The 24,402-nt window shown below is 35.8% G+C and carries 29 protein-coding genes; 14 read left to right on the top strand and 15 right to left on the bottom strand.

The annotated features are described in order from the left end of the window. Positions 1–69: 69 nt before the first annotated feature. Positions 70–657, bottom strand: coding sequence for a suppressor of fused domain protein (locus D7322_RS13665; RefSeq protein ID WP_121124758.1), 588 nt, complete (start codon positions 655–657; stop codon positions 70–72). Positions 658–1,298: 641 nt separating this feature from the next. Here D7322_RS13665 and D7322_RS13660 point away from each other — a divergent pair. Further along, positions 1,299–2,207 (top strand): SMP-30/gluconolactonase/LRE family protein, encoded by a 909-nt coding sequence (locus D7322_RS13660; RefSeq protein WP_121124756.1) that lies wholly within the window; start codon positions 1,299–1,301, stop codon positions 2,205–2,207. Between the two features lie 51 nt (positions 2,208–2,258). Here D7322_RS13660 and D7322_RS28455 read toward each other — a convergent pair whose 3' ends face one another. Next, the gene (locus D7322_RS28455) at positions 2,259–2,426 is read right to left on the bottom strand and encodes a hypothetical protein (protein WP_183078701.1); all 168 of its coding nucleotides are present in this window, start codon (positions 2,424–2,426) and stop codon (positions 2,259–2,261) included. A gap of 29 nt (positions 2,427–2,455) precedes the next feature. Next, a complete protein-coding gene (locus D7322_RS29255) occupies positions 2,456–2,575 on the bottom strand; it encodes a heavy metal-binding domain-containing protein (RefSeq protein ID WP_394342594.1) in 120 nt (39 codons plus the stop codon). Between the two features lie 387 nt (positions 2,576–2,962). Here D7322_RS29255 and D7322_RS13650 point away from each other — a divergent pair, with 387 nt between their 5' ends. From D7322_RS13650 to D7322_RS13630, 5 genes are all read left to right on the top strand, one after another. Beyond that, complete coding sequence (locus tag D7322_RS13650; protein ID WP_121124752.1) at positions 2,963–3,526, top strand: hypothetical protein; 564 nt, start codon at positions 2,963–2,965, stop codon at positions 3,524–3,526. A 13-nt stretch (positions 3,527–3,539) separates the two neighbouring features. Next, positions 3,540–4,214: an Imm43 family immunity protein gene (locus D7322_RS13645; protein WP_121124750.1), complete on the top strand. Its 675-nt coding sequence runs from the start codon at positions 3,540–3,542 to the stop codon at positions 4,212–4,214. An 83-nt stretch (positions 4,215–4,297) separates the two neighbouring features. Next, entirely contained in the window at positions 4,298–4,666 is a 369-nt protein-coding gene (locus D7322_RS13640; protein ID WP_121124748.1) for a hypothetical protein, read from the top strand. Between the two features lie 14 nt (positions 4,667–4,680). Continuing rightward, complete coding sequence (locus D7322_RS13635; protein ID WP_121124746.1) at positions 4,681–4,923, top strand: hypothetical protein; 243 nt, start codon at positions 4,681–4,683, stop codon at positions 4,921–4,923. 380 nt (positions 4,924–5,303) lie between these two features. Next, on the top strand, positions 5,304–5,471 hold the full coding sequence (locus D7322_RS13630; protein ID WP_183078699.1) for an ABC transporter permease: 168 nt from the start codon (positions 5,304–5,306) through the stop codon (positions 5,469–5,471). Positions 5,472–5,536: 65 nt separating this feature from the next. Here D7322_RS13630 and D7322_RS13625 read toward each other — a convergent pair whose 3' ends face one another. From D7322_RS13625 to D7322_RS13610, 4 genes are read right to left on the bottom strand one after another with little or no spacing between them, the layout of a single operon-like run. Then, entirely contained in the window at positions 5,537–6,154 is a 618-nt protein-coding gene (locus D7322_RS13625; protein ID WP_220700074.1) for a hypothetical protein, read from the bottom strand. 13 nt (positions 6,155–6,167) lie between these two features. Then, on the bottom strand, positions 6,168–6,932 hold the full coding sequence (locus tag D7322_RS13620; protein ID WP_121124742.1) for a hypothetical protein: 765 nt from the start codon (positions 6,930–6,932) through the stop codon (positions 6,168–6,170). A gap of 26 nt (positions 6,933–6,958) precedes the next feature. Further along, positions 6,959–7,459 carry a hypothetical protein gene (locus D7322_RS13615; RefSeq protein WP_121124740.1) on the bottom strand — a complete coding sequence of 167 codons (501 nt, stop codon included), beginning with the start codon at positions 7,457–7,459 and terminating at the stop codon, positions 6,959–6,961. A gap of 60 nt (positions 7,460–7,519) precedes the next feature. Then, on the bottom strand, positions 7,520–7,834 hold the full coding sequence (locus tag D7322_RS13610; RefSeq protein ID WP_455430951.1) for a DUF7674 family protein: 315 nt from the start codon (positions 7,832–7,834) through the stop codon (positions 7,520–7,522). Positions 7,835–8,067: 233 nt separating this feature from the next. Here D7322_RS13610 and D7322_RS13605 point away from each other — a divergent pair, with 233 nt between their 5' ends. After that, a complete protein-coding gene (locus tag D7322_RS13605; RefSeq protein WP_121124736.1) occupies positions 8,068–8,397 on the top strand; it encodes a hypothetical protein in 330 nt (109 codons plus the stop codon). 98 nt (positions 8,398–8,495) lie between these two features. On the opposite strand, the gene D7322_RS13600 is transcribed toward D7322_RS13605, so the two are convergent. Genes D7322_RS13600 through D7322_RS13585 form a run of 4 tightly spaced genes read right to left on the bottom strand, consistent with a single transcriptional unit; the run spans position 8,496 to position 12,729 of the window. After that, on the bottom strand, positions 8,496–10,088 hold the full coding sequence (locus D7322_RS13600) for an MFS transporter (protein ID WP_121124734.1): 1,593 nt from the start codon (positions 10,086–10,088) through the stop codon (positions 8,496–8,498). Then, on the bottom strand, positions 10,088–11,134 hold the full coding sequence (locus D7322_RS13595) for an HlyD family secretion protein (protein ID WP_121124732.1): 1,047 nt from the start codon (positions 11,132–11,134) through the stop codon (positions 10,088–10,090). Before D7322_RS13595 ends, D7322_RS13600 begins: the two co-directional genes overlap by 1 nt. A 10-nt stretch (positions 11,135–11,144) precedes the next feature. Continuing rightward, positions 11,145–12,479, bottom strand: a complete 1,335-nt coding sequence (locus D7322_RS13590) for a TolC family protein (RefSeq protein ID WP_121124731.1) — start codon at positions 12,477–12,479, stop codon at positions 11,145–11,147. 7 nt (positions 12,480–12,486) lie between these two features. Continuing rightward, positions 12,487–12,729 (bottom strand): hypothetical protein, encoded by a 243-nt coding sequence (locus D7322_RS13585; protein WP_121124730.1) that lies wholly within the window; start codon positions 12,727–12,729, stop codon positions 12,487–12,489. Between the two features lie 92 nt (positions 12,730–12,821). Between D7322_RS13585 and D7322_RS13580 the strand changes: the two genes are divergently transcribed. Continuing rightward, complete coding sequence (locus D7322_RS13580) at positions 12,822–13,601, top strand: AraC family transcriptional regulator (RefSeq protein ID WP_121124729.1); 780 nt, start codon at positions 12,822–12,824, stop codon at positions 13,599–13,601. Between the two features lie 150 nt (positions 13,602–13,751). On the opposite strand, the gene D7322_RS13575 is transcribed toward D7322_RS13580, so the two are convergent. From D7322_RS13575 to D7322_RS13565, 3 genes are all read right to left on the bottom strand, one after another. Beyond that, positions 13,752–14,771 carry a leucine-rich repeat domain-containing protein gene (locus D7322_RS13575; protein ID WP_121124728.1) on the bottom strand — a complete coding sequence of 340 codons (1,020 nt, stop codon included), beginning with the start codon at positions 14,769–14,771 and terminating at the stop codon, positions 13,752–13,754. A 116-nt stretch (positions 14,772–14,887) separates the two neighbouring features. After that, positions 14,888–15,949 (bottom strand): ankyrin repeat domain-containing protein, encoded by a 1,062-nt coding sequence (locus tag D7322_RS13570; protein ID WP_121124727.1) that lies wholly within the window; start codon positions 15,947–15,949, stop codon positions 14,888–14,890. Positions 15,950–16,137: 188 nt separating this feature from the next. Next, a complete protein-coding gene (locus D7322_RS13565) occupies positions 16,138–16,860 on the bottom strand; it encodes a leucine-rich repeat domain-containing protein (protein WP_121124726.1) in 723 nt (240 codons plus the stop codon). A gap of 1,283 nt (positions 16,861–18,143) precedes the next feature. On the opposite strand from D7322_RS13565, the gene D7322_RS13550 reads away from it, so the two are divergent. From D7322_RS13550 to D7322_RS13530, 5 genes are all read left to right on the top strand, one after another. After that, positions 18,144–18,473: a YegP family protein gene (locus D7322_RS13550; protein WP_121124723.1), complete on the top strand. Its 330-nt coding sequence runs from the start codon at positions 18,144–18,146 to the stop codon at positions 18,471–18,473. Between the two features lie 225 nt (positions 18,474–18,698). Then, complete coding sequence (locus D7322_RS13545) at positions 18,699–19,760, top strand: fatty acid desaturase family protein (RefSeq protein ID WP_121124722.1); 1,062 nt, start codon at positions 18,699–18,701, stop codon at positions 19,758–19,760. A 422-nt stretch (positions 19,761–20,182) separates the two neighbouring features. Next, entirely contained in the window at positions 20,183–20,374 is a 192-nt protein-coding gene (locus D7322_RS13540; RefSeq protein WP_104381945.1) for a cold-shock protein, read from the top strand. A gap of 195 nt (positions 20,375–20,569) precedes the next feature. Continuing rightward, entirely contained in the window at positions 20,570–21,394 is an 825-nt protein-coding gene (locus D7322_RS13535; RefSeq protein WP_121124721.1) for a helix-turn-helix transcriptional regulator, read from the top strand. A gap of 78 nt (positions 21,395–21,472) precedes the next feature. Further along, a complete protein-coding gene (locus D7322_RS13530; protein WP_121124720.1) occupies positions 21,473–22,063 on the top strand; it encodes an NAD(P)H-dependent oxidoreductase in 591 nt (196 codons plus the stop codon). Between the two features lie 128 nt (positions 22,064–22,191). Here the strand turns inward: D7322_RS13530 and D7322_RS13525 are convergent, their stop codons facing one another. Further along, positions 22,192–23,040, bottom strand: a complete 849-nt coding sequence (locus D7322_RS13525; RefSeq protein WP_121124719.1) for an AraC family transcriptional regulator — start codon at positions 23,038–23,040, stop codon at positions 22,192–22,194. A gap of 88 nt (positions 23,041–23,128) precedes the next feature. Here D7322_RS13525 and D7322_RS13520 point away from each other — a divergent pair, with 88 nt between their 5' ends. Next, the gene (locus D7322_RS13520; protein ID WP_121124718.1) at positions 23,129–24,316 is read left to right on the top strand and encodes an MFS transporter; all 1,188 of its coding nucleotides are present in this window, start codon (positions 23,129–23,131) and stop codon (positions 24,314–24,316) included. Positions 24,317–24,402 lie beyond the last annotated feature (86 nt).

Genomic DNA, 24,402 nt, shown 5'->3' with positions numbered 1-24,402 from the left:
CTTGTGCTTCGGTAAACTTTGATTTTTTCATCGCTTTTCCTCCCTTTTAAAATTAGTAATTCATACCCTTTATCCAGAAATTCGCTCTCTTTGAATGTTATAAAGGTCAAACTTAGGATGTTTCCAAAAATTCTCTAATCCAAGTGTGGAGATAACATCAATCTCTGTTGCATATATGGGGTAAATACCTTTAATATAAATATTATATCCGGTACCAATATCAATATTTTCATAGTTACTTTTTTCTCTAAAAATGGAGGGCGCAAATACTAAAAAACCGTCCATTTCAGAATCGTTAGCAATCTTTTCCCCAAAATTGATAGGATTTCCATAGGAAAAAGGGCATTTATTTCGTAGCCAGTTTGCTAAGTAGCCCGGCACTCTCCCCCAGGCAAAGTCATCTGATCTTACTGTTAATGTAAGTTCTGGCCGTCCGTTTCGCCAATCGGGATGATGTCCCAAGGAAAGACCATATGTAAATGATGTAATCATGCCCTTTTTGGGTATATTCTCGTACACGATCGTTGTAACACCTGGAAGACCCTCATCCAAACTGTCTTCTTTAAATAAAAGTGGTGTTTTCTTAAATACGCTATTCAAATGATTTAAGTATCGCTCCGCAGGTGTTGTTTTTTTTTGAAATAGTTTCTTGAACATTTTTTCATTCTCCTTTATTAACACTAGCCCCAATAGCCGACGTGTCTGTAATATAATTAAGTTTCAGCAAAAATTCCAACTTTTGATCCTCCTTTATTAAGGAACCGAGATTATATGCCGATTAATTCCATAATGATCCAATCGACCAAAATCATTTCACATCCTTCACCTAAACGATATAAAACTGACTTGATCAGTTCCAATTTCTACAGAAATTTCCGCTAAAGAAACTAGCGCGCTAATCGAAAGCCAAATGTGTTTGACGAAATCCCCTTCTGTTTCAAAAAACAGGGTGAAGCTTATATTAATTGATCAATCGAAGGTCTTTCAAAGTTTAATGTTTATGTAGTCAAATGAATTTTGTACGAAAAGACTTGTTCTGTCCTTTATGATCTGTGTGCCTAAGTATATGACATACTCATTCATAAATACAAAAATACAAATTATTGATGCTCAGAAAAACAATATAGACCTTTGAAATCTTCCAATAAAAGTGGACGAACCGAGCTCTACTAGAGGTAATATTTTCGGGTCTTTATAAAATTATATATATATTGGACTTGAAATAGAGACTATTCATACTTGAATACCATTCCTTGATTTTCTTGGAAAAAGGATAACTTTAATTAATTACTTTTACTATGCTACATTTCATTAATTCCAGCAGATACTATTCGGCATTCTTGCTAATATTACTATTCTCATTAAGGGGCTTAGGTGTAAAGGCGCAATTATTTGATCAGGACAGCCTGAAATTAATATCTCGGCAGTTTGCATTTACAGAAGGGCCGGCAGTGGACAAGGAAGGGAATGTCTATTTTACTGACCAGCCCAATAACAAAATCTGGAAATACAATACAAAAGGTCATCTTTCTCTTTTTAAAGATTCAGCCGGCCGTGCCAATGGACTGTACTTTAACCACCGCGGTCAGCTACTTGCCTGCGCAGATGAAAAAAACGAAATTTGGTCAATAAGCAAAGATGGCAAAGTTACCGTCCTACTGTCAGATGTAAATGGAAGGAAACTGAATGGTCCAAATGATCTTTGGGCAGATAAGAAAGGGGGGATTTACTTTACAGACCCTTACTACCAGCGTGACTACTGGACCAGAAAAAAACCAGAGATAGAAGGGCAGAAAGTTTATTACCTCCCTCCGGGAAAAGGTAAAAAACCAATTGTAGTGGCTGATGATGTAGCTAAGCCTAACGGCATTGTAGGATCGCCCGATGGAAAATACCTATATGTAGCGGATAGGGTGCGAAATAAAACTTACAGGTATACCATTGAATCTAACGGTAAACTCAGCGGACAGAAGGCGGTCATCGACCAAGGCTCTGATGGGATGACATTGGACAATCGTGGAAATGTTTACCTTACGGGGAAAGGTGTTTCTATCTATAGTCCGATAGGCGTATTGATAGGACATATTGAGGTAAAAGAACCATGGACATCGAATGTCTGTTTTGGGGGCAAAGATCGGACTGATTTATTTATCACAGCTTCAACAGCAATTTATTGCATCCCCATACGTGCAAAGGGTGTTGATTAATTGCCTGTCTTCAATAGTTGGTGTAAACGGCAATTTAGTAAGCTCTACTGATTATATGGACAGTTTCGCATTTGAATGCATCACAAGAGAAACAATGTCAGCATATTTAAAGTTTATATTATGCTGAACCAATGCGCCATCCATTAGATCACCCAGCTTCTCTATCGGAACGCGAGCAACCTCTTTAAGATGTACTGGTGTCCCCACTGCAATAATCATAAATAGCTGGCTTATACCTTTCCCGAAATTTAGTCAATATCCACACTAAGTCCAATAATAGCATTAGCACGAATTGCCTGGGCACTTCGCTTGAGCGTTTCTGTGACGCGCTTGTACATTTCCTGCATCTTCTTCTCATAGTTGGACAGGTTGTAGTAATTCTCTTTTTTGAATTGAACCTGAATTTTTCCTCTACAACAGGACTTATTGAATCATTGCTTCTTGGAGTTCGGGAATGGCTGACCATACAATTTGGTTTTCATTTAAGATTCGTCATTTAAATCGTGTATTTTATTTTTTCGCAAAGACCTCCCTATTTTAAATCATATCATTCATTTATTGAAAAACGATGTATCCATCCTATTCACCCTATCATTTGCCTTTAAGAGCAAGAAATGAAATCACTCGGCCTAAAACATAATTCAAAATTTATTAAAACCCTGCGAATATCAAATAAGTAATGACAAAGAAGAATTAAAAGAAAACACAATCGTCAGAAATACTATCTTTATATTCTACAAAGTCACTAAAATTTTATGAAAGATAACAATGGATTTAAAGCTTACATGGATGAATGCAGAAAATATACTGCTGCAATCAAGGATGAAAATCTATTTTTCTGGGGCGGATGGGTCTGTGAAGAATTGCTGGCGATAAGCCAGGGCATCATCTCAAGACTTCTGGCTGAAAAGGAAATTTCGCTGATAAAGGATATCCTTTCCTACATCTGGTCCGTGGTCGACAGTAACGATAAGTTGTCCCCGGAAAAATCAAGAATTTATTTGAGGGACCTGAATGATATCAATGAGACCGACCTGGATCGGACCGATTATCAGGAAAATGCCTTATATGAATTGATCATATCAATTGACGCGATCATGAATTTCGCAGTTTCAAAGCGTCGCGGTTTCGAATACAACCTATCGATGGCAGTTTTGAACGCCATCGATTCCAAACTACAGGACGATGATCAGGATATTTTGACGGATGAAGGTTTTAATGAGCCCATTGTGCAAAGGGAAATTGAATCACAGACACTGATTCTTAGATTAATGGCTGAAAAAAAATTGGATAGTAATTCGAAAAAACTGTACAGATAGAGAAAAACGGATTATGAACAAATTATTTGTAACCTTTCAACGTGGTCATATAAAAAGAAAAGGAGTTCCTTTGCTGGATGACATTACCCTTTTCGACACTTACGATCCTTCCAAAAGGACCAAATTTTACACTGATTCACAATGGCGTACATTAGACTATAAAAACTTACCTTTTCCTCCAGAAGAAAAGGAATATAAGTTTCCTTCGGAATTGTATTTGGTGTTCAAGAAAAAACAGACTGATTTTCAATTCAATTACCTCGAATATGGTTCGGATGTAAAGATATTGTCGCTGGATTTCTTTCGGGAGCTCTCTAATAATGGATTGGATAAAGGTCAATATGAATATTCAACCTTGAAGTTGGTAAATAAGGAAGGTAATCAATTAACAGATAGAAAGTTTTTTGCCTTAAGATTCGGAAAGTTCGATGATGATAAGTTTGATCTCAATCAGAAAACAAGTGTCAGAAGTAAGGTGAACGGAACTACTAATTATATATACCCAGACTTGGCACTTATTACAGAATCTTTGGATAAACATGTTTTTGTCTTGAAGGAATTTGCTTACAGAGCCTCATTTGTGTTCGATGGTAAGGAGTTCGTGACAAACATTGTTGATAAATTTAAAGATATTGATATTTATAATACCAAAGACTTTCCGTTTATTTATGATAACCAATATGATTAACATTTGATTACACTAAAAAATAATTAGGCATAAATAAGAAAAGTATCCATAGTCTATGACAATTTTTTAAAATAAAAGATATCATGTATAAGTTGTTATTAACCATATTTTTGTTTGCCTGCTGTCTTGGGAGTAGTTCAGCACATTATAAAGTAGATACTCAAACCGAACTACAAATGACCTTTTCCTATGCTTATATTCGGGTGGAAGGAAAATTCCTGTCGAAAAAACTAAAGGTGAGAGTTGACTTAGGAGATTCGGATGAACAGATCGCAGAAGGTGAAAAGCTGTCCGAAATACTGACCAATAAAAAGTCGTATGCTGCCATATTGAACTATATGTCTAAAATTGGCTATGAATTAGTAAATACATTCGACTTAACGGATAACTATAATGGCTCGGGAGGAACTTCTGGAATTATTTACGTAATGAAGAAAGCTGAGGAGAATTAACGATCACTCTTGAAATGCATTTTAACAAACTTATTATTGCCGCAATTATAACTATCACAGCTGGGCTATATATAGTTATTACAAGTACAAAAGAAAAATCTGACTATGCAAAATCGGAAGGAACAATCGAATATTTGGCATTAGAATATGACCGACATCCATTTAATAATCATGCCAAGTACAAATATCTAAAAATAGATAACTACCCCTATGTATTTGAAATATACGAACCAAATAGTGTCGAAAGTGATTTGTAATACCAATCTACTTGGGATCTCAAATTATGATTTATTAATATAAAAAGCTCATTACTGATGAATATCAACAATCAAATATGATAAAGTATCCTTAAATTAATCAAAAATATGTAGTCCACCCGAAACCAATCCACTGTCCGAATACGAACAGAGAATGTCCGAATACGAACACCTATCCAGACAAAACATCATTAACCATATGAATACAAGCCACTTATACAATTGGCAACCTTATTGAAACGGTTTAACCGTTGGATGAAGCCTTCTTAAGACTTATCTGAAAATCATTAGGTCTTTCGATCTTATTTTTTGTTTATTGGCTGACGGAGTAAAAGCAAAAAAACATGATAAAAAACTACCTAAAAATCACGTTGCGAAATATGAACAGAAACAAGGGGTATACATTTTTGAATGTGGCCGGATTAGCCATTGGCATAGCGGCCTGCCTGATCATTTCTTTCTATATCCGGAATGAATTAAGTTACGATGACAATTCGGCTATTCACCAACAGAATTACTGGCAAAAGGGAATTAACTATTCTTTTTAAGTTATAATTGTTTATTACGGATTCGAATTTAAATAACTCAATCTTCCAATTTTCGTACTTATCTATCATTTCCAAAAATAATTTAAGTAATTATTTATCTGATACCGGTTTCTCAAATCGATTAATTCCATACTATTCCAATCGACCAAAATCATTTCACATTCTTCACCTAAACGATATAAAACTGACTTAATGTGTTCAAATTTCTTTACAGAAGTTTCCGCTAAAGAAACTCGTTCGCTAATCGAAAGCCAAACATGTTTGACAAACTCCCCTTCTATTTCAAAAAAGATGGTGAAGTTCGAGAAACCAAATGCTTTAGTCTGTCTTGTTGTGCAGTCAATAATTTTATCGTAATTATAATCTATGTGTGTTGCTCTTTCAAATCCAAAAACTGTTAATAGCTCCATTAAATAGTCTTCTCGGATTTCTTTTGAAATGGTGGTTATAGGCATTTCTCCATGTTCAAATATTTCAGTAAATCCAAAATCTGTTCGTGACACCTCTGAAAGTGGTTCTATTTCTGCGATCGATTTTAATACATATGCCATATTTTCTAATGGAACAATTACAACTTGACAATAATCGTCTTCCCAGAGAAGTGGCAAATAACCGTCTGCCTCAAGTTTCCTTCTTGCTGTTGTCTTTCGTTTAAATATTTTGAAAAAGTCCAATAATTTCATTCAAACGCATTTGTTATATATTTGCATATTTGATATTATCAATAACAAACTCTTTTAATTCCTTTAAAACCGAAAGTCTGTTGGCCATTTCCGTATTGTTAAACCGAAAATAACCAATTTCAAATGTTTTAAGTTTTGTTAGGTTTTCCATTCCTGATAAATCGTCAAGGTCCACTTTTTTGTTGCTCTCTGTTGTTGATGCAAAGAGGGATAAGTGTTCAAGGTTTTCGAACTTATCAATCCCATTCAAGCTTTTAAGGTTTGAAGTATAAGTTAATGAAAGGTTTTTAATTCTGGATTTTGAAGCGTTTGGCAAGAAATTGAAGTCTGATACTTTGTTTAGACTTAAAAGACATAGCGTGTTCAGATTCGTTAATTCGTCTAAGCGGTTAAATGAAAAGTCGGCTTTTTTGACATGTGAAATTAATAAATGAGTCAAATTTGGAAACAATGAAATTAAATCCAAGTCATTTTGTTTGATGTTCCAAATATGTAAATGGCTGACATCTGTTAAATTATTCTTATACTTCTTTAATGCGTCAAGATTTTTACGATCAATCTTATAGTTATTGATGGTGATAAACTTCAGATTGTCATAAAACCGGATATTTTCCAATGTTTCAGTCGATGGTAGAACATACAGAATTTCAGATCTGAAATCGGTTCCACAAATTGTCTTTGAATAATTGGAATCGTCAGCCTGAACAAAATTTTCATTTTTTTGTTGAAATAGAAACTGCTGGAAATCTTGTATATTTTTTATCTCTTTTAAATCCATTAGATGATGGTTAACGTTATATTAATTTATCCAATAATTGTGTCAATAGAAGGTTTACCAAAGTTTAATGCTGTCAAAATTTTTGTTGCTTTTGCCTTATCTTCAATTAAAGCCTTCTCATACTCAAATACAAGTCCGGTGGTCAATAATCTCTCATCACCTGTAAGTCCATCAAAACTTATACAGTTCTCTGATATTTCATAGTCAACCCACTGTCCTTTAACAAATTGTTGTAGACGTCCAAACACAGGCTTTCCGACTTCTCTGCCTTTTATCCTTGTCGGAATAATAAAGTCCTGCTGACAATTTTCAGGTTGGTCTGCAATTATTATCCAATCCTCTTCATTAACATCATAATCCTCAAAGCAACACTCAATCGCATCTTCCATAGTGTAAAAGAAATGATCCCAATCTGCAAAACTGTCCTGTAAACTGTAATATCCAAAAAGATAAACTCCCCCTTTTGCATGACAAAGCATAAGTTTTTTTGTTTTTCCGTCTACGTCTTTAAATACTACTTTTCTCATTACATGTAAATATGATATAAATTGCTGTTTTAATATAATATCTTACCTATAATATTTTGATCAAGCTTCGAAATAAGGTTGTAGCCTTTCGCTCAGATTCATCTTGACCCATTGCCTACCAACTCCATACTCCATATATAATATTTCGAGGATACCAACATGTACAATATTGATAATTTCACGGTTGTGACTTTGCCCAATATAATTGATATAATCATAGGAGCTTTCGACAAAAGGGCCTGTCCGGTCTGCTATGATCTGGCCGCCAATATATGTCGCAAATTCGTTCATAAATAAATATGTTGAACGATCTGAGAAAAGACTATCCTCTCCCATTTCCACGATTTCCATATATTCTGGTACCTTATCAAACAAAATACCTGTTAATGTATCAAAAATAAAAATATCTATCTTTTATAATGGCTTCATATGGAATTTCCAATAGGAGTAAAAATAAGAATTTGCATCAGATCTGCGATACAAAATAGATATAGAAATTATAGTTGCTGAGTTATATATTTTGTCTTTTGAGTGCTGTTTTGTAAATTCAAAAAATAGTGAGCCATATTTCATGAAGACGAAAAGATAACCTTTAAAAATCACTATTATTGGACGCTTCCTCAAAAGAAAAACTTGCTTATCAACATGCGCATTCACTTTTAAAGATAGATCAAAATGAGGATATTGATAAAATAAAGAGGGTTTACTTTAAAGCTGGATGGCTAACCAAAGACGAAAATTCACTAAGTTTATTGAATAATGGACTAGAGAAATTTAATGAAGATATAGCAACGCGTATTATACATGATCATACATCTGAAATTTTTTTTAATTACTGCCCCAATTGTGGCAAACTAGCCAGAACTCCAACAGCAAAACAATGTCGTTTTTGTAATTACGATTGGCATTGCATCATGACGGGTACATTCGTGAAATAGCAATAGCGCAATTAATGAATCTTTTTCCTTTAAAAAGCGTACCATACTTGCATCATGATTTGCTCCAACAGCCTGAAGCTTTATCTGCCATAATAAAATTAATAAGGGATATTACCTTTCCTTAATTTTAAAACAACATATTGTATTTGAGGCAAGAAGAGTAAAATGACAATGACAAATATCACCCCCATTAACATCCAATCGTAATAATCCCTAGTAGCACGGGCCAATAGTTGATGATTAATCATTTGATTGAAATAGCCTGTGGATACTGTTTTCGAATTATACATATCACGGCCAGCATTGATATATTGGTTTTGAATATCCAGTAAAGTAAGTGGTAACTGCGGATTTGTTTCCGTGAGTGCTTCCCGTATCTTTTCGCGAACCGCGGATTTTGTAAATAATTGAAGTTCGTTGTTAAATGCCAGACTTGCGCTAAAACCGGTGAACCTTGCCAATATGCCAACAAGCGAGGCATTGACTGCAATTTTCGGAGGTGCTGATGAAGCGGTAAATGAAACAATCGGAACAAATAGAACACCTGTGGCCACACCATAAACAAACATCGGAAGAATAAAATTGATTGTTTCACCCTGTACAGAAACAAATAGTATCATATAGGCATAGTAAATTGCCATTATACCAAAACCGGCAATAATCATCCTGATCAAGTTGTACCCCATTAAAACAAATCGGGAAGTGACCAACATGCTCAGGATCGTTCCTAAAATTACAGCCATCCATATCGGAATGGTATGCAGTGGGTCATTTCCTAAAATCACTTCCACATAACCATAGGCTAGTCCGGTACTACCTTTGAAAATGTAGAATGTAACAAGTAGGAATAACCCAAAAACAAAATTCTTTGCCTTAAAGATCTGTAAATTGATCAATGGCCTTTTTAGTTTTGATTCTCTGATAATAAAGAGGGAAAGAATAACTAAAGCACTTAAACTAAGCATCAAAATTAATGGGTTATCAAACCATCCGAATTGCCTTCCATAGACGAGTATAAATCCCAATATCAAGATGAAAGACATATAAAACAGATAGCCTATCCAATCCACCTGATATAAGGGTATCTTTTTGGTAAACCTCGCTTTACCGCTCATTGTCAGCAAAACAACAAATGTCAGAATAATGAGCACAACAATAAATCCATAGAATAGCCAGTTAAAATCAAAAAAATGAATGACCACACTTGTATAGATGGAATAGAAAGGTACAGCGATTTGTATACTGCCGTAAAGAAGACTGTAAGCAATCACACGGGCACGTACAGACTGTAATCTTGGAAAAATGAGCTGTAATACTATCCCTGACATCAATGCGCAGGTCATCCCTTGCAAAAACTGGCAAATAACAAACAATGTCCAATCTTTGAAATGAAAGCAGATAACGGAACATATTGCATTGACGGCAAGGGCAATCAGCAGATATTTTCTGGGTGCAAAATATTTTACTATCCGAAAATCAAGTGCCAGGAAAGCCACCGTTGAACCATAGATTACAACCATGCCATATTGTACATCGGTAGGTTGTATGCCGTAAAACCCCATCGTCGCGATCGGACTGCCGTAAAAAGCGAAACTGAACAGACAGGTCATCAGAATGGTAAATATGACGGCTCTCGCCACCCATTCGGACACCCAGGATTTGAAAATCGGTATTTTATGTGCTTGCATCATTAATCTTTTAAAATGTAAACATTGGCATTCATTCCGGCAGAGAGGTTCGCTAATTTTTCAGGCGTATCGGTAAGTTTAATTCTTACAGGAATACGCTGGATGATTTTGACAAAATTACCTGTAGCATTATCTGGAGGTAGCAATGAATACCGTGAACCTGTGGTTGGGGAAAGTGATTCAATAGTACCAGTGAATTTTTCATTCGGGAACGCATCAACCTCAATGGTTACCGCTTGCCCGATCTTTAAATTACCGGCCTGTGTTTCTTTAAAATTTGCAATCACCCATTTTTTCTCGGCCTTGTTCACCAAAAAAGCCAATGTCTGCCCAGCTTGTATCAGCTGGCCTTCCTGAATGGTCTTTTTACCAATTTGTCCGTCAAAAGGCGCAGTGATAACCGTATATCGAATGTCCAGTTCCTGCCGCTGAAGAAGTGTTTCTTTAATTTTTATCTCTGCCTGTATAACATTATGTTGCGCTCTAAAATCATTAAGTTTAGATTCAGCTACTTGTAAAGAAGCTTTAGCTTGATCGTAATCTGACTTTGCAATAGATAATGAAGCACTTATATTATCGAATTTTTGTTGTGTGGTAGATTCATCCGCCAGTAGATTTTTATAGCGGTCAAACTCTTTTTGCTGCTGATTCAATCTCACGGCAGCACCTGCCAATTGTGCTTTTATGACTTCAATACTTTTAAGTTGCGTTTCCTCGTTTGCAGCCAATATGGGCAATTTGGCTTTTGAACTCAAAACTTCTGCTGAAGCAGCTTCTTTTTTCAGTCCATATTCGTCCAATTCAATGACAACTAGTGTATCACCTTTTTTTACCAGCTGATTGTCATTGAAATATATTTTGCTGATATAGCCACCTACTTTTGCGTTTATGGGTGACAAGTAAGCGTCTACCTGTGCATCATTAGTGTGTTCGTAGCGATATCCTCTTAAGAAATAGGCTGTTCCCCAAATAATGATTCCTACGAATAATGCGATTCCCAACCAATTGGTGAGGCATACAATAATTTTATCTGTTTTATTTTTATTCATAATATTTGTATTAAAGAATTCCTACGATTGCCAATAATCTGACATGAGCTATTCTTATATTTGTTTGTGCTGTTGTCAGATTGAATTTTGCTTCCAATAAAGCATTTTCTGCTTCCAAAAGATCGGTCAGTAACGATTCCTGGTTTAAGTAGCTGCTTCTGATAACACGGACGGTTTCAGTGGTTCTAATGATATTTTTCTCTGCCGTTTCTACGCTCTCCAAAGCCTGTTGTTGCTGTAAATAAGCTTCTTTTACCTGAAGAGCGATTTCGTCTTTCTTCATTTCTGCTTTTTCCTTAGCCTGACTGCTGACAACTTGAGCATGAGCAATTGTATGTTTGCTTTTGTACAAATTATCTATAGAATACTGTAATTTAATTCCTGTCTGACCAAATCCCCATAAGTCATTTGAATACGGATAAAAGGAAATCTGCGGATAATTGTAGTTGTAGTTAGCGTACAAAGAAACTTTGGGCAATCGTGTAGCTTTCATTTGTTTTACATTCAGTTCGCTCCATTTGATATCACTATTGACCATTTTATACGCTGGAGATTTGTTAAAAACAATGTCTATATAATCATTGTAGTCACCGTCTGTGATAGCGTTTAATTCAATTATATCTCGATATTTGATTGCTAGCTCTGTATCAATTTCACGTCCCATCAGTATATTGAGATGTTGTTTGGCGATTTCGATCTTTTTTGTCACATCAGAAAGACTAAGTTCCAGCTGAGACAATTTCATGGAGGTTCTCAGTACATCACTCTTTAGTACGGTACCGTTTTTATGAAGACTTTCTATCAAATTCAATTGCTTTTTTTCTGCATCAATCTCTGCATGAAGAAAGTCATAGAAATGCAAAAGTTTGTATAAATCAAAATAGGCAACTGCGGTATTATATTTTACACTATGCTTTTGCAGATCCGCTTCATATTGTTTTCGCTTCTCTTCTTCCCTCTTCATGTCGATGTTTCTTTTGTCTTTACCACCATTATAAAGATTAATGTTCAAGTTGTAACCTACTCCGTACCCATAACCTTTTACGGGTACATCCTGTGGAGAAGAGAATAATCCATTGTCGTAAATCAGAAATTTGGAATTGAGTTTTACGTCTCCACCTACCGAAAGTTCCGGTAACAAATGGTCTTTGGCTTCCAATATTTCTATTTTACTCTGCTGATGATTTAGGTCAGAGAGTTTCAGTTGACGGTTGTTCATTTCCGCGACCTTCCAAATTTCTTCCAAACTTAGGGGCTCGGCTTTTTCAGTATACTGGGCATGGATCGAATAGGGAAATAATAGCAAAAGTATGCTCAAAATCCGAGTTGTTTTATATCGTTGCATCAGCTTTCTATTTATAAATGATGATATCTTTCTTTTTCTTTGCTAACCATTGCTTTAGCATCTTTTTCAGCTCATCTAAAACAAAGCTTAAATCTATCATTGGAATAAAGGGACTAGCATAGGCGCAAGCCAGCCAGTAGATGTTTGCTTTATCAATTTCTTCGTCTGAGCGAAGGAATTGATGTTCTGATTTTTTAGCTTGCATTGCAAGTTCAAAATCTTTGTCAGGTTTTATGATTTTACGTTTCATAACGATTCTACTAGTATTAACACAGCAAAATTATTAAGCACGTCATTCTATGCTTTTATATAAATAGCCTAATATTTGCTATATTTGGCCACATGGAAATTCTTAGCCAATTAATACAAATTGTAGATCAAAATTTCGATTCCATCCTTGTAATGCGACAACAGACGGAACAGCGTTTGCCAGCTCATCAGCACGATAAAGCTCAGTTGTTATTGGTTTATGGAGGAATTGCTTACCTACAAACAGACGAAAAGGATCTGTATATTCCGGCTAATCATTATATATGGATACCCAAAAACTACCCGCACAACCTGATGTTTAATACACAGGATTTGTACATCATCAATATTTACTTTCCAGACGAAAAGGCAGACAGTTTTTATGGTGAACTGGGTATTTATCCAGTGAGCAAGCTTTTGGCAGAAATGCTCTCATTTAGTGATAAATGGCAAGGTGATTATTTTAAAGGTTCATGGGAATTTGAGTTTTTAACTACGCTGAAAGGCGTATTATCAAAAGAAAATCTAAAAAAATTTTCCATTCAACTTCCTACAACAGACGATCAACGGCTTAATGCTATAATCGACAGTTTTAGAAATCGGTTAAATGAAGATCTAAGCTTAGACACTGTTGCTCTACAATCGGGGATGAGTGTGAGAAGCTTGACCAGATTATTTCAAACTAAACTGCGCATCACTTTTGTTCAATACTTAAAAATGCTTCGTATTATCAGAGCGATGGAATTGATTAAAGATACGGATTTGAATATGACGGAGATAGCCTATGAAATCGGATATTCGAATGTATCGGCATTTAGTAACAATTTTCATCAACTGACCAATATGAGACCAACTGAATTTAAAATTAAATGAGAGATGCCGCTTCCTTAATTTTACGGTTACGATGTTTCTGATTCTGTAAGAACTACGACTTCAATACTGCACGGGTTTGAACGCTACCGTTGTCTTTAATTTTATAATGCCTTTGTTCTTGAAAGAGATTAATAAAAAAACTTATTCGGTTTAAGATGTTTCAAAAAAATTGATATCCTCAGCAAGCAAGCCGCTTTTTCCAGCATTTTCTAATTGTTTTTTTATTATCTTATAACGTTTATCGTGTCTGTCCATTAATCGCATTTGGGCTTTTTTTAGCGTTTTGATTTTTGCTAGAACTTCGGAAAAAACTTTTGCGGGCACTTTATCTGCGCTTAGCAAGACAAATAAATATTCGATATTTGAACTAATAAGTGTTTCGATTTCGTTTAGTTTGTGCATTGCGTTGATTTGTAATACCCTTAATTTTTTATTTTTACTAAAATCAGGTAACGCCGTTAATGCGAATTCATCTAAATATAACTTTTTTAATCCCGTCGCATTTGAAATAAAATCAATGTTTTGAACTTTTTTAATTCCAGAAAGTTGCAGATACTCTACACCGTTAGATAATAACACCGGAAAATTTTCGCTTGCCTGACAATCACTAACAACTAATACTTTTAAAGAAATGCCATGTAAGACGGAAAAATCAATTTGTTGAAAATCGGATATGCTCAATCCTTTTAAATTTTTTAGCCCACATAATGAAACTATTTCGGTGAATTTCCCTTGCAAATGGAGGTAATTTATATTGGGAAACTTTTCCACTAAACGAAGATCAGATCTTACATCCACATAAATGTACAACTCTGTTACCAACTCAATCCTAGAAAATTCGGTGAAACTTTGTTGAGCCGCAATCGAAAGACCTAGTTTCCTCACATTTGTCAGTTGCGATAATGTTTCAAAATCTTGTTTGGTATATGCATGATATTTATTGGATTTTTTAGGGTCTTGAAAAGGTAAGATAATGAGCTTTACATCGGGGCGCTTTGCGAACAATATTTTGTCTAAACTTTGTAAAGGTTTATCGCTATTGTCATTTAATCGAAAATAAAAAATTCCATCCTTACCAATAGCGTTGCAGGCGTGTGTTTCTGAATAGGATTTGCATAATTTTTCCCATTCCGAATAATTAATTATAGAAAGATATTTAGTTGCTTCCATTCTTTTTTTGTACAAAAGTTCAATTGAAAAAATTAGCGTCCCAAATTTTATACATCATCCCACCTGACTCAAACGTTGCGGCCCTCACGGAAGGCCCCACTTTTGGCGGTAGTTTTTTATCTTTTATAATTCGGTTCTTCAAGTAAAATCGGTATCGGATTAAGGATTACCCATTTTGTTGCTAGCTGGCATAAATAATTAAGTTCGTCCGTTTCTGCATCTCCATTTTTGCGAATGCTTTGTACAAGTGAAGTTAGTTTTTCTAGTTCATCAACTGACAAAGCGTTATTCGAAGCTAAATGCGCAAGAAATGCGTCCAACATTTTTTTGAAATAAAGATTCCAGTTCCCGCCACCGTTTCTGTATATTTCATCTCTTACTTTTCCTGCAATTCGCACAACTTCTCCTTGCACTGTTTTTGCAGATCCTTTTGATGGAATTAAAAGTTCCCACAATTCTTCAAATTGTGTTTGCCAGGTTGTTCCACTTAAAACAATTGGCGATACGCTATCGTGCATAATGCGTTTTCTTACCGGTGGAACATTATATATTTCGTAAAGTTTGCTTAGCGCTTCGTCAGTTTCTTGCAGATAATCTTTGTTGAAATTTTCACGATGAAACTCAAAATTTTCTCCGATACGGGTAATGTTATCTCGCATTTTTGGAGTTATCGCCGCGTTTTTCAGTAGGATACTCGATATTTCTACTAAATTTACGATATCGATATTATTGGCACGGTTCAGAGCTTTTTCAAGGGGTGTCTCTCCATTTGCATTCAGAACATTTGTATCCGCGCCGTATTCAATTAATTTTTTTACCGAAGTAATATTAAAACTACTTCCTGCTGCAAAATGCAAAGGTGTGTCTCCATACTTATCAACTGCATTGATATTTGCCCCAAGTTCTAAAAGTATCGTAACCTTTCCACTTCGGGCCATTGCGTGTTGATGCAGTGCCGTACGTTCGTAATAATCGACAGCCTCAATGTCGGCTCCGTTTTCTACCAGCCAACGAACTAGCTCGTCAGGAATATTGAAGAAACTAAGAGCAGTTGCTTTTCCATAACCGCCTCGTGCATCTAATTCACAGGTATCAAATACCTTTTTGAGATTGTCTATATTATTTTCGTTAATTAATCCGTCAAAATTTTTTGGAAGTGTTTTTTTCTTTTTAGCCATTTTGTTTCTCTTGATTTTGGGGTTCAGTAAAATTGATTAAAACGCTCTGGGGCTCTCTTCTCCGGCTCAAAATCAAAGCACACAAGCCGATAAAATTTCTCAAGTTCAATTGAAAAACTACTGTCGAACTTTGAAGTTTCACCCCCTACTGCAAATTTTTTATTACCAGCAGTAGATTTCTCAATTTTTTATAATTCAGATAATAATGGTAGTTCATTTAAAAGCTTTTCTTTATTTCCATTTTCCAAATATCTTGGTAAAATACGCAGTTTTTGCAATTTTTTAAGTGAACATAAAGCGCTGATGTCGTAACTCTTCGTTTCTACATTTAGTATAAAAGCAAGATATTTCAGATTGGTTAGTTTCGATATTGGCTCCATACTTTTGACGGATTGTCCTGTTCCGCTCATTTTTCCGTGGTCTAAATAAAGTTCTTCTAAGTTCACAAGAGAAGATAATGGTTCTAAATCATACATATTATTTATCTCGTGGATATACAGAGTTTTAAGATTGACTAAACCACTAAGATAATTGATATTATCTACTTTCTTGATACTGGAAAGAATTAGCACCTCCAGATTTTTCAAAGGCGTTAAGTCTGGTATTTCATTTTGTTTGTTTATGCTTATATGAAGATATTTTAGATTTGGTAATGTCGAAAATACACCAACTCGCTCATCGTCAATTTCTCCTAATATTATTGCTTCAATATTTTTATTTCCATTTAACGAAGAAAGGTTTGTATAAGTCAATTTGAACTTTTTTAAGGGTGTTGACATTTCCAAAATCTTTGTGCCAGTAGGAATTGTAGATAAGTCAAAAATTCCGTTCACAGCCCCTTTGAAAACGCCCAGATGTGCATAGTTGGCAACTGGGCTTTTCTGTTCTAATAAATAATTATTCCAATTCATTTGTTTTAGCGGTTTTTCAAAGTTGCAGTTACTCGAAGATTGGCGCAACTTTGTCTTTTTAATTATTTACTGTTGTTTGCTAAATCTTAAAATTAAGATATTTTGTGTATCAAGGGCAAACCATTTACAATTCACTGGGTTTCGTTTATGATTCGTAAAAAACGTATTTTGCACTTAGCCCACCTCTGATGCAGAATCCTTATTGGCGGTAGCTTGTTATCTTTTATAATTCGGTTTGTCAAGCAAATCTGGTGTTAGGTTAAGGAGTAGTTGCTAATAACTGGCTCGACGATAGACCCGCCAACTTAACAGAATAGATGTATATCACATCTGTATTATTTTTTGGCAGCTCATTTATTTTACTTTACTTTGTTTCATAAAAATAATGCATAATTGAACGATATAAATCTATCACATGATGCAAAGACGGAAGATGAGAGTCGTTATCAGGGTAGACACACAAAGTCTGGAAATGCCTTTCTGCATCGTAAGCTGCCTTCGGCAGGCGAAACCAAACGAGTAGTAAAAAAAGAGAGCTTTGGCAAACCTAACAGCAAATATGACCACTACATCGCATGATGTGATTAGCGAAAACTACCTTCGGCTTAACATTAGCTCGGGAGGCCTCCCCATAGGTTCTATTGATTTTATTTCGGAAAAGATCAATTTCAATATTAGTGGTCGATCTTTTTTTAAAGGCATGGCGGCTATAAACCAACTCGAATTAGAATATAGCGATGGAAAATTAATTTTTATATTCAAGAACAAAAAGAATTTAGCGTTAAATTGCAGTTTAAAAGAATTTGAAAAAGTATGTACACATATAAAGACTTATGGATATCGTAAAACATACTAAAAAAAATATAGATTAACAGAAGTAGCTTGAATTGGAAAAACGAAGTTGATCACCCCCATATTGACGGATAAGCACTTTTCTCGTTTTTTAGAAAGGAATTGATAACATGGAACTTGCTTTTAATTGTTGAATAAAATTGGTTTGGAAACGTATAAAAAAGAACTCGTCAGAATCTCGGCTATTTTCGAAAATTTCTATACTGCAAAGTTTGCCAGATATTCAACCTCTAAATTAAGAGTTGATCCTCGCTAATAAGTAATCAAGTAAATTGATCAGATGATGTAAACATTTGTCTACCATTTCAATATGTTAATAACTTTATGCCGATTATTTAATCATTGTTTCACAATAAAAATAATTTTATACGTTATCTTTAATAGTATAATAACGAATCGCATTTATCACATAAAATTTATAATAGAAAAAAATGGGAAAATTTGTAGTGAAAACAAGAAAAGATGGTGAGTTTCAGTTTAATTTAAAAGCAGGAAATGGTCAGGTAATTCTGAGTAGTGAGGGCTATAAAACTAAGGCAAATTGCTTAAACGGCGTTGAATCGGTAAAAAGAAATGCGCAGGACGATGATAAATTTGACAGAAAGACTTCGACAAACGGTAAACATTACTTCAATCTGAAAGCGACCAATGGTCAAGTTATCGGAACAAGTGAAATGTACGAAAGTGCAAATGGAATGGAAAACGGAATTGAATCCGTAAAATCAAATGCACCCAATGCTACCATCGAAGATCTCGATTAAAGTGTAAAACTTGATTTGCATAAGCAAATGATAAAAAGCCCGAAATTTACGCTCGGGTTTTTTTGGTTAATCGGCGGCGCTTTAAGTTTATTGAAAAATCAATACTTTAACATGCATTTAACGTTATCGTATAGTGTTGATTCAAATATAAAATGTAATTTCACATCAGTCAATCACTTTAGATTGCAAATTAAATACGAGAAATATCTCCACTTCAGAAATCACATGTCCCAGTCTGTTAAATTCGACAATGTTAATACATTGTTCTCCAAAGCGTTAAAGCAAAAAATCAATAATTATTTTAATAATTCGTTAAAGCAAAAGACTGGCAACCGAAGGATATTTCTGAAAGCCACTATTCTTTTGGCTACTTTTATCCTTTTATATATTCTCTTGGTCTTCGTTCCACTTCATTGGAGCATTGCTGTCGTGCTATGCCTTATTTTCGGAGCTAACTTAGCTGCTATCGGCTTCAATATCATGCACGATGCCGGACATAATTCGTTTTCGGATAACAAACGTCTGAATACGGTATTGTCCTACACACTCAATCTCTTGGGCGGCAATATCTATTTTTGGAAACTTAAACATAATATCGCCCACCATACGTATACCAATATTGATGGTGAGGACCACGATATTGAAATTAAATTTATGCGTATCCACCATGATCAGAAGCTGAAAAAACACCACCGCTATCAACGGTTTTACTTTCCGCTGTTATACGGTATCTCCTATTTAGCCTGGATTTTTTATCAGGATTATGAAAAATATTTCCGCGGCCGCTTGGGAAATCAAGCCGAGCGTTTTCATTTTCCGGTCAGGGAGCGTGTCATTTTTTGGCTCAGTAAGATCGTACATTTCTCGCTATTTGTGGTTCTTCCCATTATCTTTGTCGGTTGGCTTCCTACCCTCTTTGGTTTGTTAATTGCTGGCGTTGTCTGCGGAATGAGTCTGGCGACGGTATTTCAACTGGCACACGTTGTTTCCGGAACTGAATTTAAAACAGTTGAGGGAGCACGTGTGGAAGAAGAATGGATGATTCATCAGATCCAGTCCACGGCCAATTTCGCTACAAGGAGTAAGGTATTAACCTGGCTGCTCGGCGGACTTAACTTTCAGGTAGAGCATCATCTGTTTCCCAAAATAAGCCATGTGCATTATCCTGCACTCAACCGTATCGTAAAACAAACTTGCAAGGAGTATAAATTGCAATACAACGAATTCAGGACTTTTTGGGCAGCGTTTAGGTCGCATATCGGGGTTATTCATGCCATGTCAAAATAAACTTAGTCGAATGATTCAATATCGTTCTGCAAAGTAAAATTAAAAACTCCTTCTTCATGCGTGATTTCTATTGGAAGAAGGAGCTTTAATGCGATATTAAGGCAGTAAATGAATTTATTCTGAAAATAAAACACAAAATATACTATATACCAATATTTTATACCTATACTTGTATCATAATCAGGTTCCGCCCTTGCTTTTCTGAATCGTCAAGTATCCCTTTCCGCTCAGTTTTTGCATTTCCAGAAGCTAATTTTGTTTTCAAAATAATAGTGAAGTACCTTTTTGAACTTGCATAACACCAAGCCCATTAAATACAAAACATCATTTCTTGCAAACAAATGGATTATTTCTCGTTGTTGGGACAGAATCCTTTATACAACGTGTGTAAACAGAATAATTTAATACTAATATATAATACAATGCAAGAAGGAACAGTAAAATTCTTTAACCAGACAAAAGGTTTCGGTTTTATTACACCAGCTGATGGTGGTGAAGACATTTTCGTACATGTTACCGGTCTGATCAATGAAGTACGCGAAAATGATAGCGTAACATTTGATTTGGAAAATGGAAAAAAAGGCATTAACGCCACAAATGTACGTATCGCTTAATTAAGTAGAATAGTCAATCTGGGAGTTGCATGGCGCATCTTCTAACGACGTGTAGCAGATTTCTGCTACACGTTTTTTTGTCCATCGATTGCCTCCCATCTACGCCAGGTGCTTTAGGTTCAGGCGATTTATCTAAATGACTATCGGATTTCTAATTTTAGCGTATATTTTTTATTAAATTGGCCTTAGAAACTGATGAGCACGGACCAAGAAACATATCAAAGCTACAGGATTCCCGTTCCGGAGGAATTTGAAACAGTGTTTTCTCATTTTTACTTTGCAGCGAATACATCAGAAAACAATATTACAAAAACACTGCTACCATCATTTCAGACAATGATGGTGTTTAATTTCGGGACACCGGCCTTACTGATCTCCAAAGAAAAGGCAAAAATCAGCATTGGTAACTGCATTGTACTCGGCCCAGTTAAACAAGCCTTTTCTTACACTTTACTCCCGGGGACACAGCTATTGATCGCCAATTTCAAAGCTGATGCTTTTTTTCGTTTTTTTGGTAGACCATACCCTTCCGGGGATCAGACCATGGATCCTGACGAGCTCTTGTTGGACAATTGCTTTCACTATTTATGGCAGCAGCTAAATGAAATCGACGATGTGGCAGAGAAAGTAAAGTGTATCTTAAATTTTTGTAAGCCTTATTTGAGGTCGCAGGATGATATTTCTGCTCTACTTTTCCATTTTCAATCCGGGCCACTGAATCCTGTTAAATCTGTTGCCGGGCAAACCGGACACAGTGAAAGAAATATTCAGCTCATCCATAAAAAACATTTTGGATTCAGCGCCAAGGAATTGAGTCGATATGAGCGTTTTATCAAAGCGATTGGATTCATCCAACAGCTAGCCTCTTCAACAGGAAAGGTAAACTGGTTTAAAATAATCGAGGAATGTGGCTATTATGACCAAAGCCAATTGATTCATGACTTCCAACATTTTATCAATACTTCACCTAAAAAATTTTTAAAATTTCAGCGTGATGTCTGCAGGGCATCTGATGGATAGGCCTTTTCGTTTTCTTACAATTTTCCCGATTGCATTCCTGATAAATTTGTTCCATTCAAACAATTAAAAATAAAAACAATGAAACATCTCATCATCTATGCACACCCAATTGACAGCAGTTTAAATAATCACTTTAAGCAAATTGTTAAAGAAACCTTGCTACAAAATGGACAGGAAGTCATCGTAAGAGATCTCTACCAATTAAATTTTAATCCGGTATTGTCCCTTGATGATGTCAACGGCCAACGCCGGGGAATTGTGGATCAGGACGTAAAAAGAGAGCAGGACTATATTATATGGGCCGATTCCATTACTTTTATATACCCCATCTGGTGGACGGGTATGCCTGCCATTATGAAAGGATATATAGACCGTGTATTCAGTTATGGATTTGCCTACAGATATGATGCCGGTGTTCAAAAAGGCCTACTAACCGGAAAATCGGCATACATCATCAATTCTCAGGGTAAATCAATGATGGAATACCAAGAAACCGGAATGGACAAAGCCCTAAAATTGACCTCTGATAAAGGTATATATAGTTATTGTGGTCTTGAAATCAAGCAACACTTTTTCTTTGATCGGGCTGACCGTGCAGAAGATCATACTGTCGAAGCATGGGGATCACAGCTCAGACAGGTCTATTTAGAAAATAAACTAGCTGTTTAAATAAAAAACTACTGTGCTGCCTAGCAATGGACAAAAAATCCGGGAAACGAAACTGTTTCCCGGATTTTCCGGTCAATGGTTTCGATTTAAGCAGAGCCTTTAGGAAAAGAAGCTAATTTTCCCAATCTTTAAACTTGCATTGCTATACGTCCTTTCGATTTTCTGAATTCCGTCAGGCTCACTACGTGTGTCTTTTTAAAAAATTTATTCAGATGGCTCTCATCTGAAAAACCAAATTCGGACACAATTTCATTGATCCGCATATCACTAAAAAGAAGCCTATGCTCGATCAATCGCATTTTATAATTTAATATATAATGCTGGATAGTTTCACCACATTGCTTTTTAAAGTAGCTGCCAAGATAACTTTCAGAGAAGCCGAATTTATGAGCGATTGAAGATACTTTTAACAATGACGGATCATGGATATTTCCCTGGATATAATTAATAATGTCTAACACCCGTTTATCTGTATTGGATGCCACATGTGCTACTCTCATCTTTGAAATATTCCTTGCCGCAATAACAATCAATGCATTCACATAATGTAAGGTCAGCTCCTCCTGAAAGAGGTCCGGATGATTGATGCCATGGAGAAGCGAGGAAACAATCGAATCAACCAGAATAACATCAGGTTTATTCTGTAAAATGCACCCGGACAAATAGGAAGCCCCATATAATAGACATTCCATCGAATTTATGCTATTCCACTTGTAGTCTTTTACATACCGTTCGCTGAACTTAACGAGCAAAAATTCTGTATGTTCGATTACTTCCAAATTATGCTGATCATTTGGTGTAAGGAGTATGAGACTGCCCTTGCTATATGAAGCGGTATTATTGTTAATTTTAAGAAATCCTCCTCCACAAATGACATATATGATTTGAAAAAAGGAAAACTGGTTATCTTTTAAAGGACAGTTTACCACCTGATGGTATTCCACTTTGACCAATTGATCGATATTCTCTCTCCTCATAACGCAAAAATACCTATTTATCATTAATAAATACTGATTTTTCAAAATATTTCTGTTCAAATTTGCTACATCAAAACTTTAGATAGCAATGAAAAAATCAATCTACGTCCTGGCACTTGGTGCATTTGGCATAATTACAACTGAATTTGGAATAGTTGGAATCCTTCCGACAATTAGCCGCGAATTCGGCATATCATTAGATACTGCCGGATGGTTACTCAGTGCTTTTGCGATAACGGTGGCAGTTTCGTCACCTTTTATCACTTCCTTCACGACCAAAATAAATCGGAAACTTCTCCTATGTCTGGTTATGAGCATATTTGTCCTCTCAAACTTAATCTCTGCATTTTCTTCAAATTTCACTATGTTGATGGTGGCTCGCATCCTGCCAGCAATATTACATCCGCTATTTTGGAATATCTCTATCGCTATTGCCTTTAAAAATAGTGGGGCAAAGGGTGTTTCTACGGTCATGTTGGGTCTCAGCTTAGCCACTGTACTTGGAATCCCATTAACTACCTACGCGGTAGATCTATTTAATAATTGGCAGGCTTCATTTTTCCTTAGTAGCGCGATCAGTCTAATTGCTTGTATAGGTCTGTTGGTATTTATACCTTCTATTCCTGCGGACAATACAAAATCCACACAAAATCAGATCGCGGTACTGAAAAGTCCTCTTCTGTGGCTCAACCTGATTTCAACCATTTGTACACTAGCGGCGATGTTTTCCAGTTACACCTATCTTACCGCCTATCTGGAAGAAATTACTAAGATGGATGGCGCACAGATCAGTGTTATGTTACTGCTCTTTGGTGGCATGGGAACGCTAGGAAATTGGCTGATGGGCCTGGCGTTAAACAGAAACGTGCTATTAACAGCAAGATTCTTTTTGGCTTCTTTAATCGCAGTACAGGTGCTCGCTTACTACTTAGGCGGAATATTTGCACCAATGGTCATTATAGTCTCCATCTGGGGAATGATTCATACGGGTGGATTTCTGGTTTCAAATATTCGGACAACTCAGTCGATTCCCCATCACGCCCTTGAATTTGTGAATAGCTTACTTACTTCATCCTTCAATATCGGAATTTCCCTAGGTGCTTTTCTTGGAGGGATAATAAGCGTCTACTATGGTGTACATTATGTTTTATGGGTAAGTATCTTGCTATTAGCGATTACATTTGCGATGAGTTTTGTCACTTTCCCAAAAATGCAAACGCAGGATGAGGAAAGTATAGCGACAAAGCTTGCTCCATCGGTATGTAAACAGGCTTAGGAAATCAGCTCGCATAATAAGCTTAAATAAAAGTATCCCTTTTGTTGGGAAGGGGTATTTTTATTTAAGTACCACTAGCTTCTTGA

Source organism: Sphingobacterium puteale (genome assembly GCF_003627955.1).
Taxonomy (GTDB): Bacteria; Bacteroidota; Bacteroidia; order Sphingobacteriales; family Sphingobacteriaceae; genus Sphingobacterium; species Sphingobacterium puteale.
Note: the sequence above shows the minus strand (reverse complement) of the source record. Positions and strands in the feature narration are given on the sequence as shown.

Excerpts from the sequence above, each read along its gene's own strand:
- D7322_RS13665 (WP_121124758.1), bottom strand. The coding sequence starts at position 657 with ATGTTCAAGAAACTATTTCAAAAAAAAACAACACCTGCGGAGCGATAC.
- D7322_RS13660 (WP_121124756.1), top strand. The coding sequence starts at position 1,299 with ATGCTACATTTCATTAATTCCAGCAGATACTATTCGGCATTCTTGCTA.
- D7322_RS28455 (WP_183078701.1), bottom strand. The coding sequence starts at position 2,426 with ATGATTATTGCAGTGGGGACACCAGTACATCTTAAAGAGGTTGCTCGC.
- D7322_RS13650 (WP_121124752.1), top strand. The coding sequence starts at position 2,963 with ATGAAAGATAACAATGGATTTAAAGCTTACATGGATGAATGCAGAAAA.
- D7322_RS13645 (WP_121124750.1), top strand. The coding sequence starts at position 3,540 with ATGAACAAATTATTTGTAACCTTTCAACGTGGTCATATAAAAAGAAAA.
- D7322_RS13640 (WP_121124748.1), top strand. The coding sequence starts at position 4,298 with ATGTATAAGTTGTTATTAACCATATTTTTGTTTGCCTGCTGTCTTGGG.
- D7322_RS13635 (WP_121124746.1), top strand. The coding sequence starts at position 4,681 with ATGCATTTTAACAAACTTATTATTGCCGCAATTATAACTATCACAGCT.
- D7322_RS13630 (WP_183078699.1), top strand. The coding sequence starts at position 5,304 with ATGAACAGAAACAAGGGGTATACATTTTTGAATGTGGCCGGATTAGCC.
- D7322_RS13625 (WP_220700074.1), bottom strand. The coding sequence starts at position 6,154 with ATGAAATTATTGGACTTTTTCAAAATATTTAAACGAAAGACAACAGCA.
- D7322_RS13620 (WP_121124742.1), bottom strand. The coding sequence starts at position 6,932 with ATGGATTTAAAAGAGATAAAAAATATACAAGATTTCCAGCAGTTTCTA.
- D7322_RS13615 (WP_121124740.1), bottom strand. The coding sequence starts at position 7,459 with ATGAGAAAAGTAGTATTTAAAGACGTAGACGGAAAAACAAAAAAACTT.
- D7322_RS13600 (WP_121124734.1), bottom strand. The coding sequence starts at position 10,088 with ATGATGCAAGCACATAAAATACCGATTTTCAAATCCTGGGTGTCCGAA.
- D7322_RS13595 (WP_121124732.1), bottom strand. The coding sequence starts at position 11,134 with ATGAATAAAAATAAAACAGATAAAATTATTGTATGCCTCACCAATTGG.
- D7322_RS13590 (WP_121124731.1), bottom strand. The coding sequence starts at position 12,479 with ATGCAACGATATAAAACAACTCGGATTTTGAGCATACTTTTGCTATTA.
- D7322_RS13585 (WP_121124730.1), bottom strand. The coding sequence starts at position 12,729 with ATGAAACGTAAAATCATAAAACCTGACAAAGATTTTGAACTTGCAATG.
- D7322_RS13580 (WP_121124729.1), top strand. The coding sequence starts at position 12,822 with ATGGAAATTCTTAGCCAATTAATACAAATTGTAGATCAAAATTTCGAT.
- D7322_RS13575 (WP_121124728.1), bottom strand. The coding sequence starts at position 14,771 with ATGGAAGCAACTAAATATCTTTCTATAATTAATTATTCGGAATGGGAA.
- D7322_RS13570 (WP_121124727.1), bottom strand. The coding sequence starts at position 15,949 with ATGGCTAAAAAGAAAAAAACACTTCCAAAAAATTTTGACGGATTAATT.
- D7322_RS13565 (WP_121124726.1), bottom strand. The coding sequence starts at position 16,860 with ATGAATTGGAATAATTATTTATTAGAACAGAAAAGCCCAGTTGCCAAC.
- D7322_RS13550 (WP_121124723.1), top strand. The coding sequence starts at position 18,144 with ATGGGAAAATTTGTAGTGAAAACAAGAAAAGATGGTGAGTTTCAGTTT.
- D7322_RS13545 (WP_121124722.1), top strand. The coding sequence starts at position 18,699 with ATGTCCCAGTCTGTTAAATTCGACAATGTTAATACATTGTTCTCCAAA.
- D7322_RS13540 (WP_104381945.1), top strand. The coding sequence starts at position 20,183 with ATGCAAGAAGGAACAGTAAAATTCTTTAACCAGACAAAAGGTTTCGGT.
- D7322_RS13535 (WP_121124721.1), top strand. The coding sequence starts at position 20,570 with ATGAGCACGGACCAAGAAACATATCAAAGCTACAGGATTCCCGTTCCG.
- D7322_RS13530 (WP_121124720.1), top strand. The coding sequence starts at position 21,473 with ATGAAACATCTCATCATCTATGCACACCCAATTGACAGCAGTTTAAAT.
- D7322_RS13525 (WP_121124719.1), bottom strand. The coding sequence starts at position 23,040 with ATGAGGAGAGAGAATATCGATCAATTGGTCAAAGTGGAATACCATCAG.
- D7322_RS13520 (WP_121124718.1), top strand. The coding sequence starts at position 23,129 with ATGAAAAAATCAATCTACGTCCTGGCACTTGGTGCATTTGGCATAATT.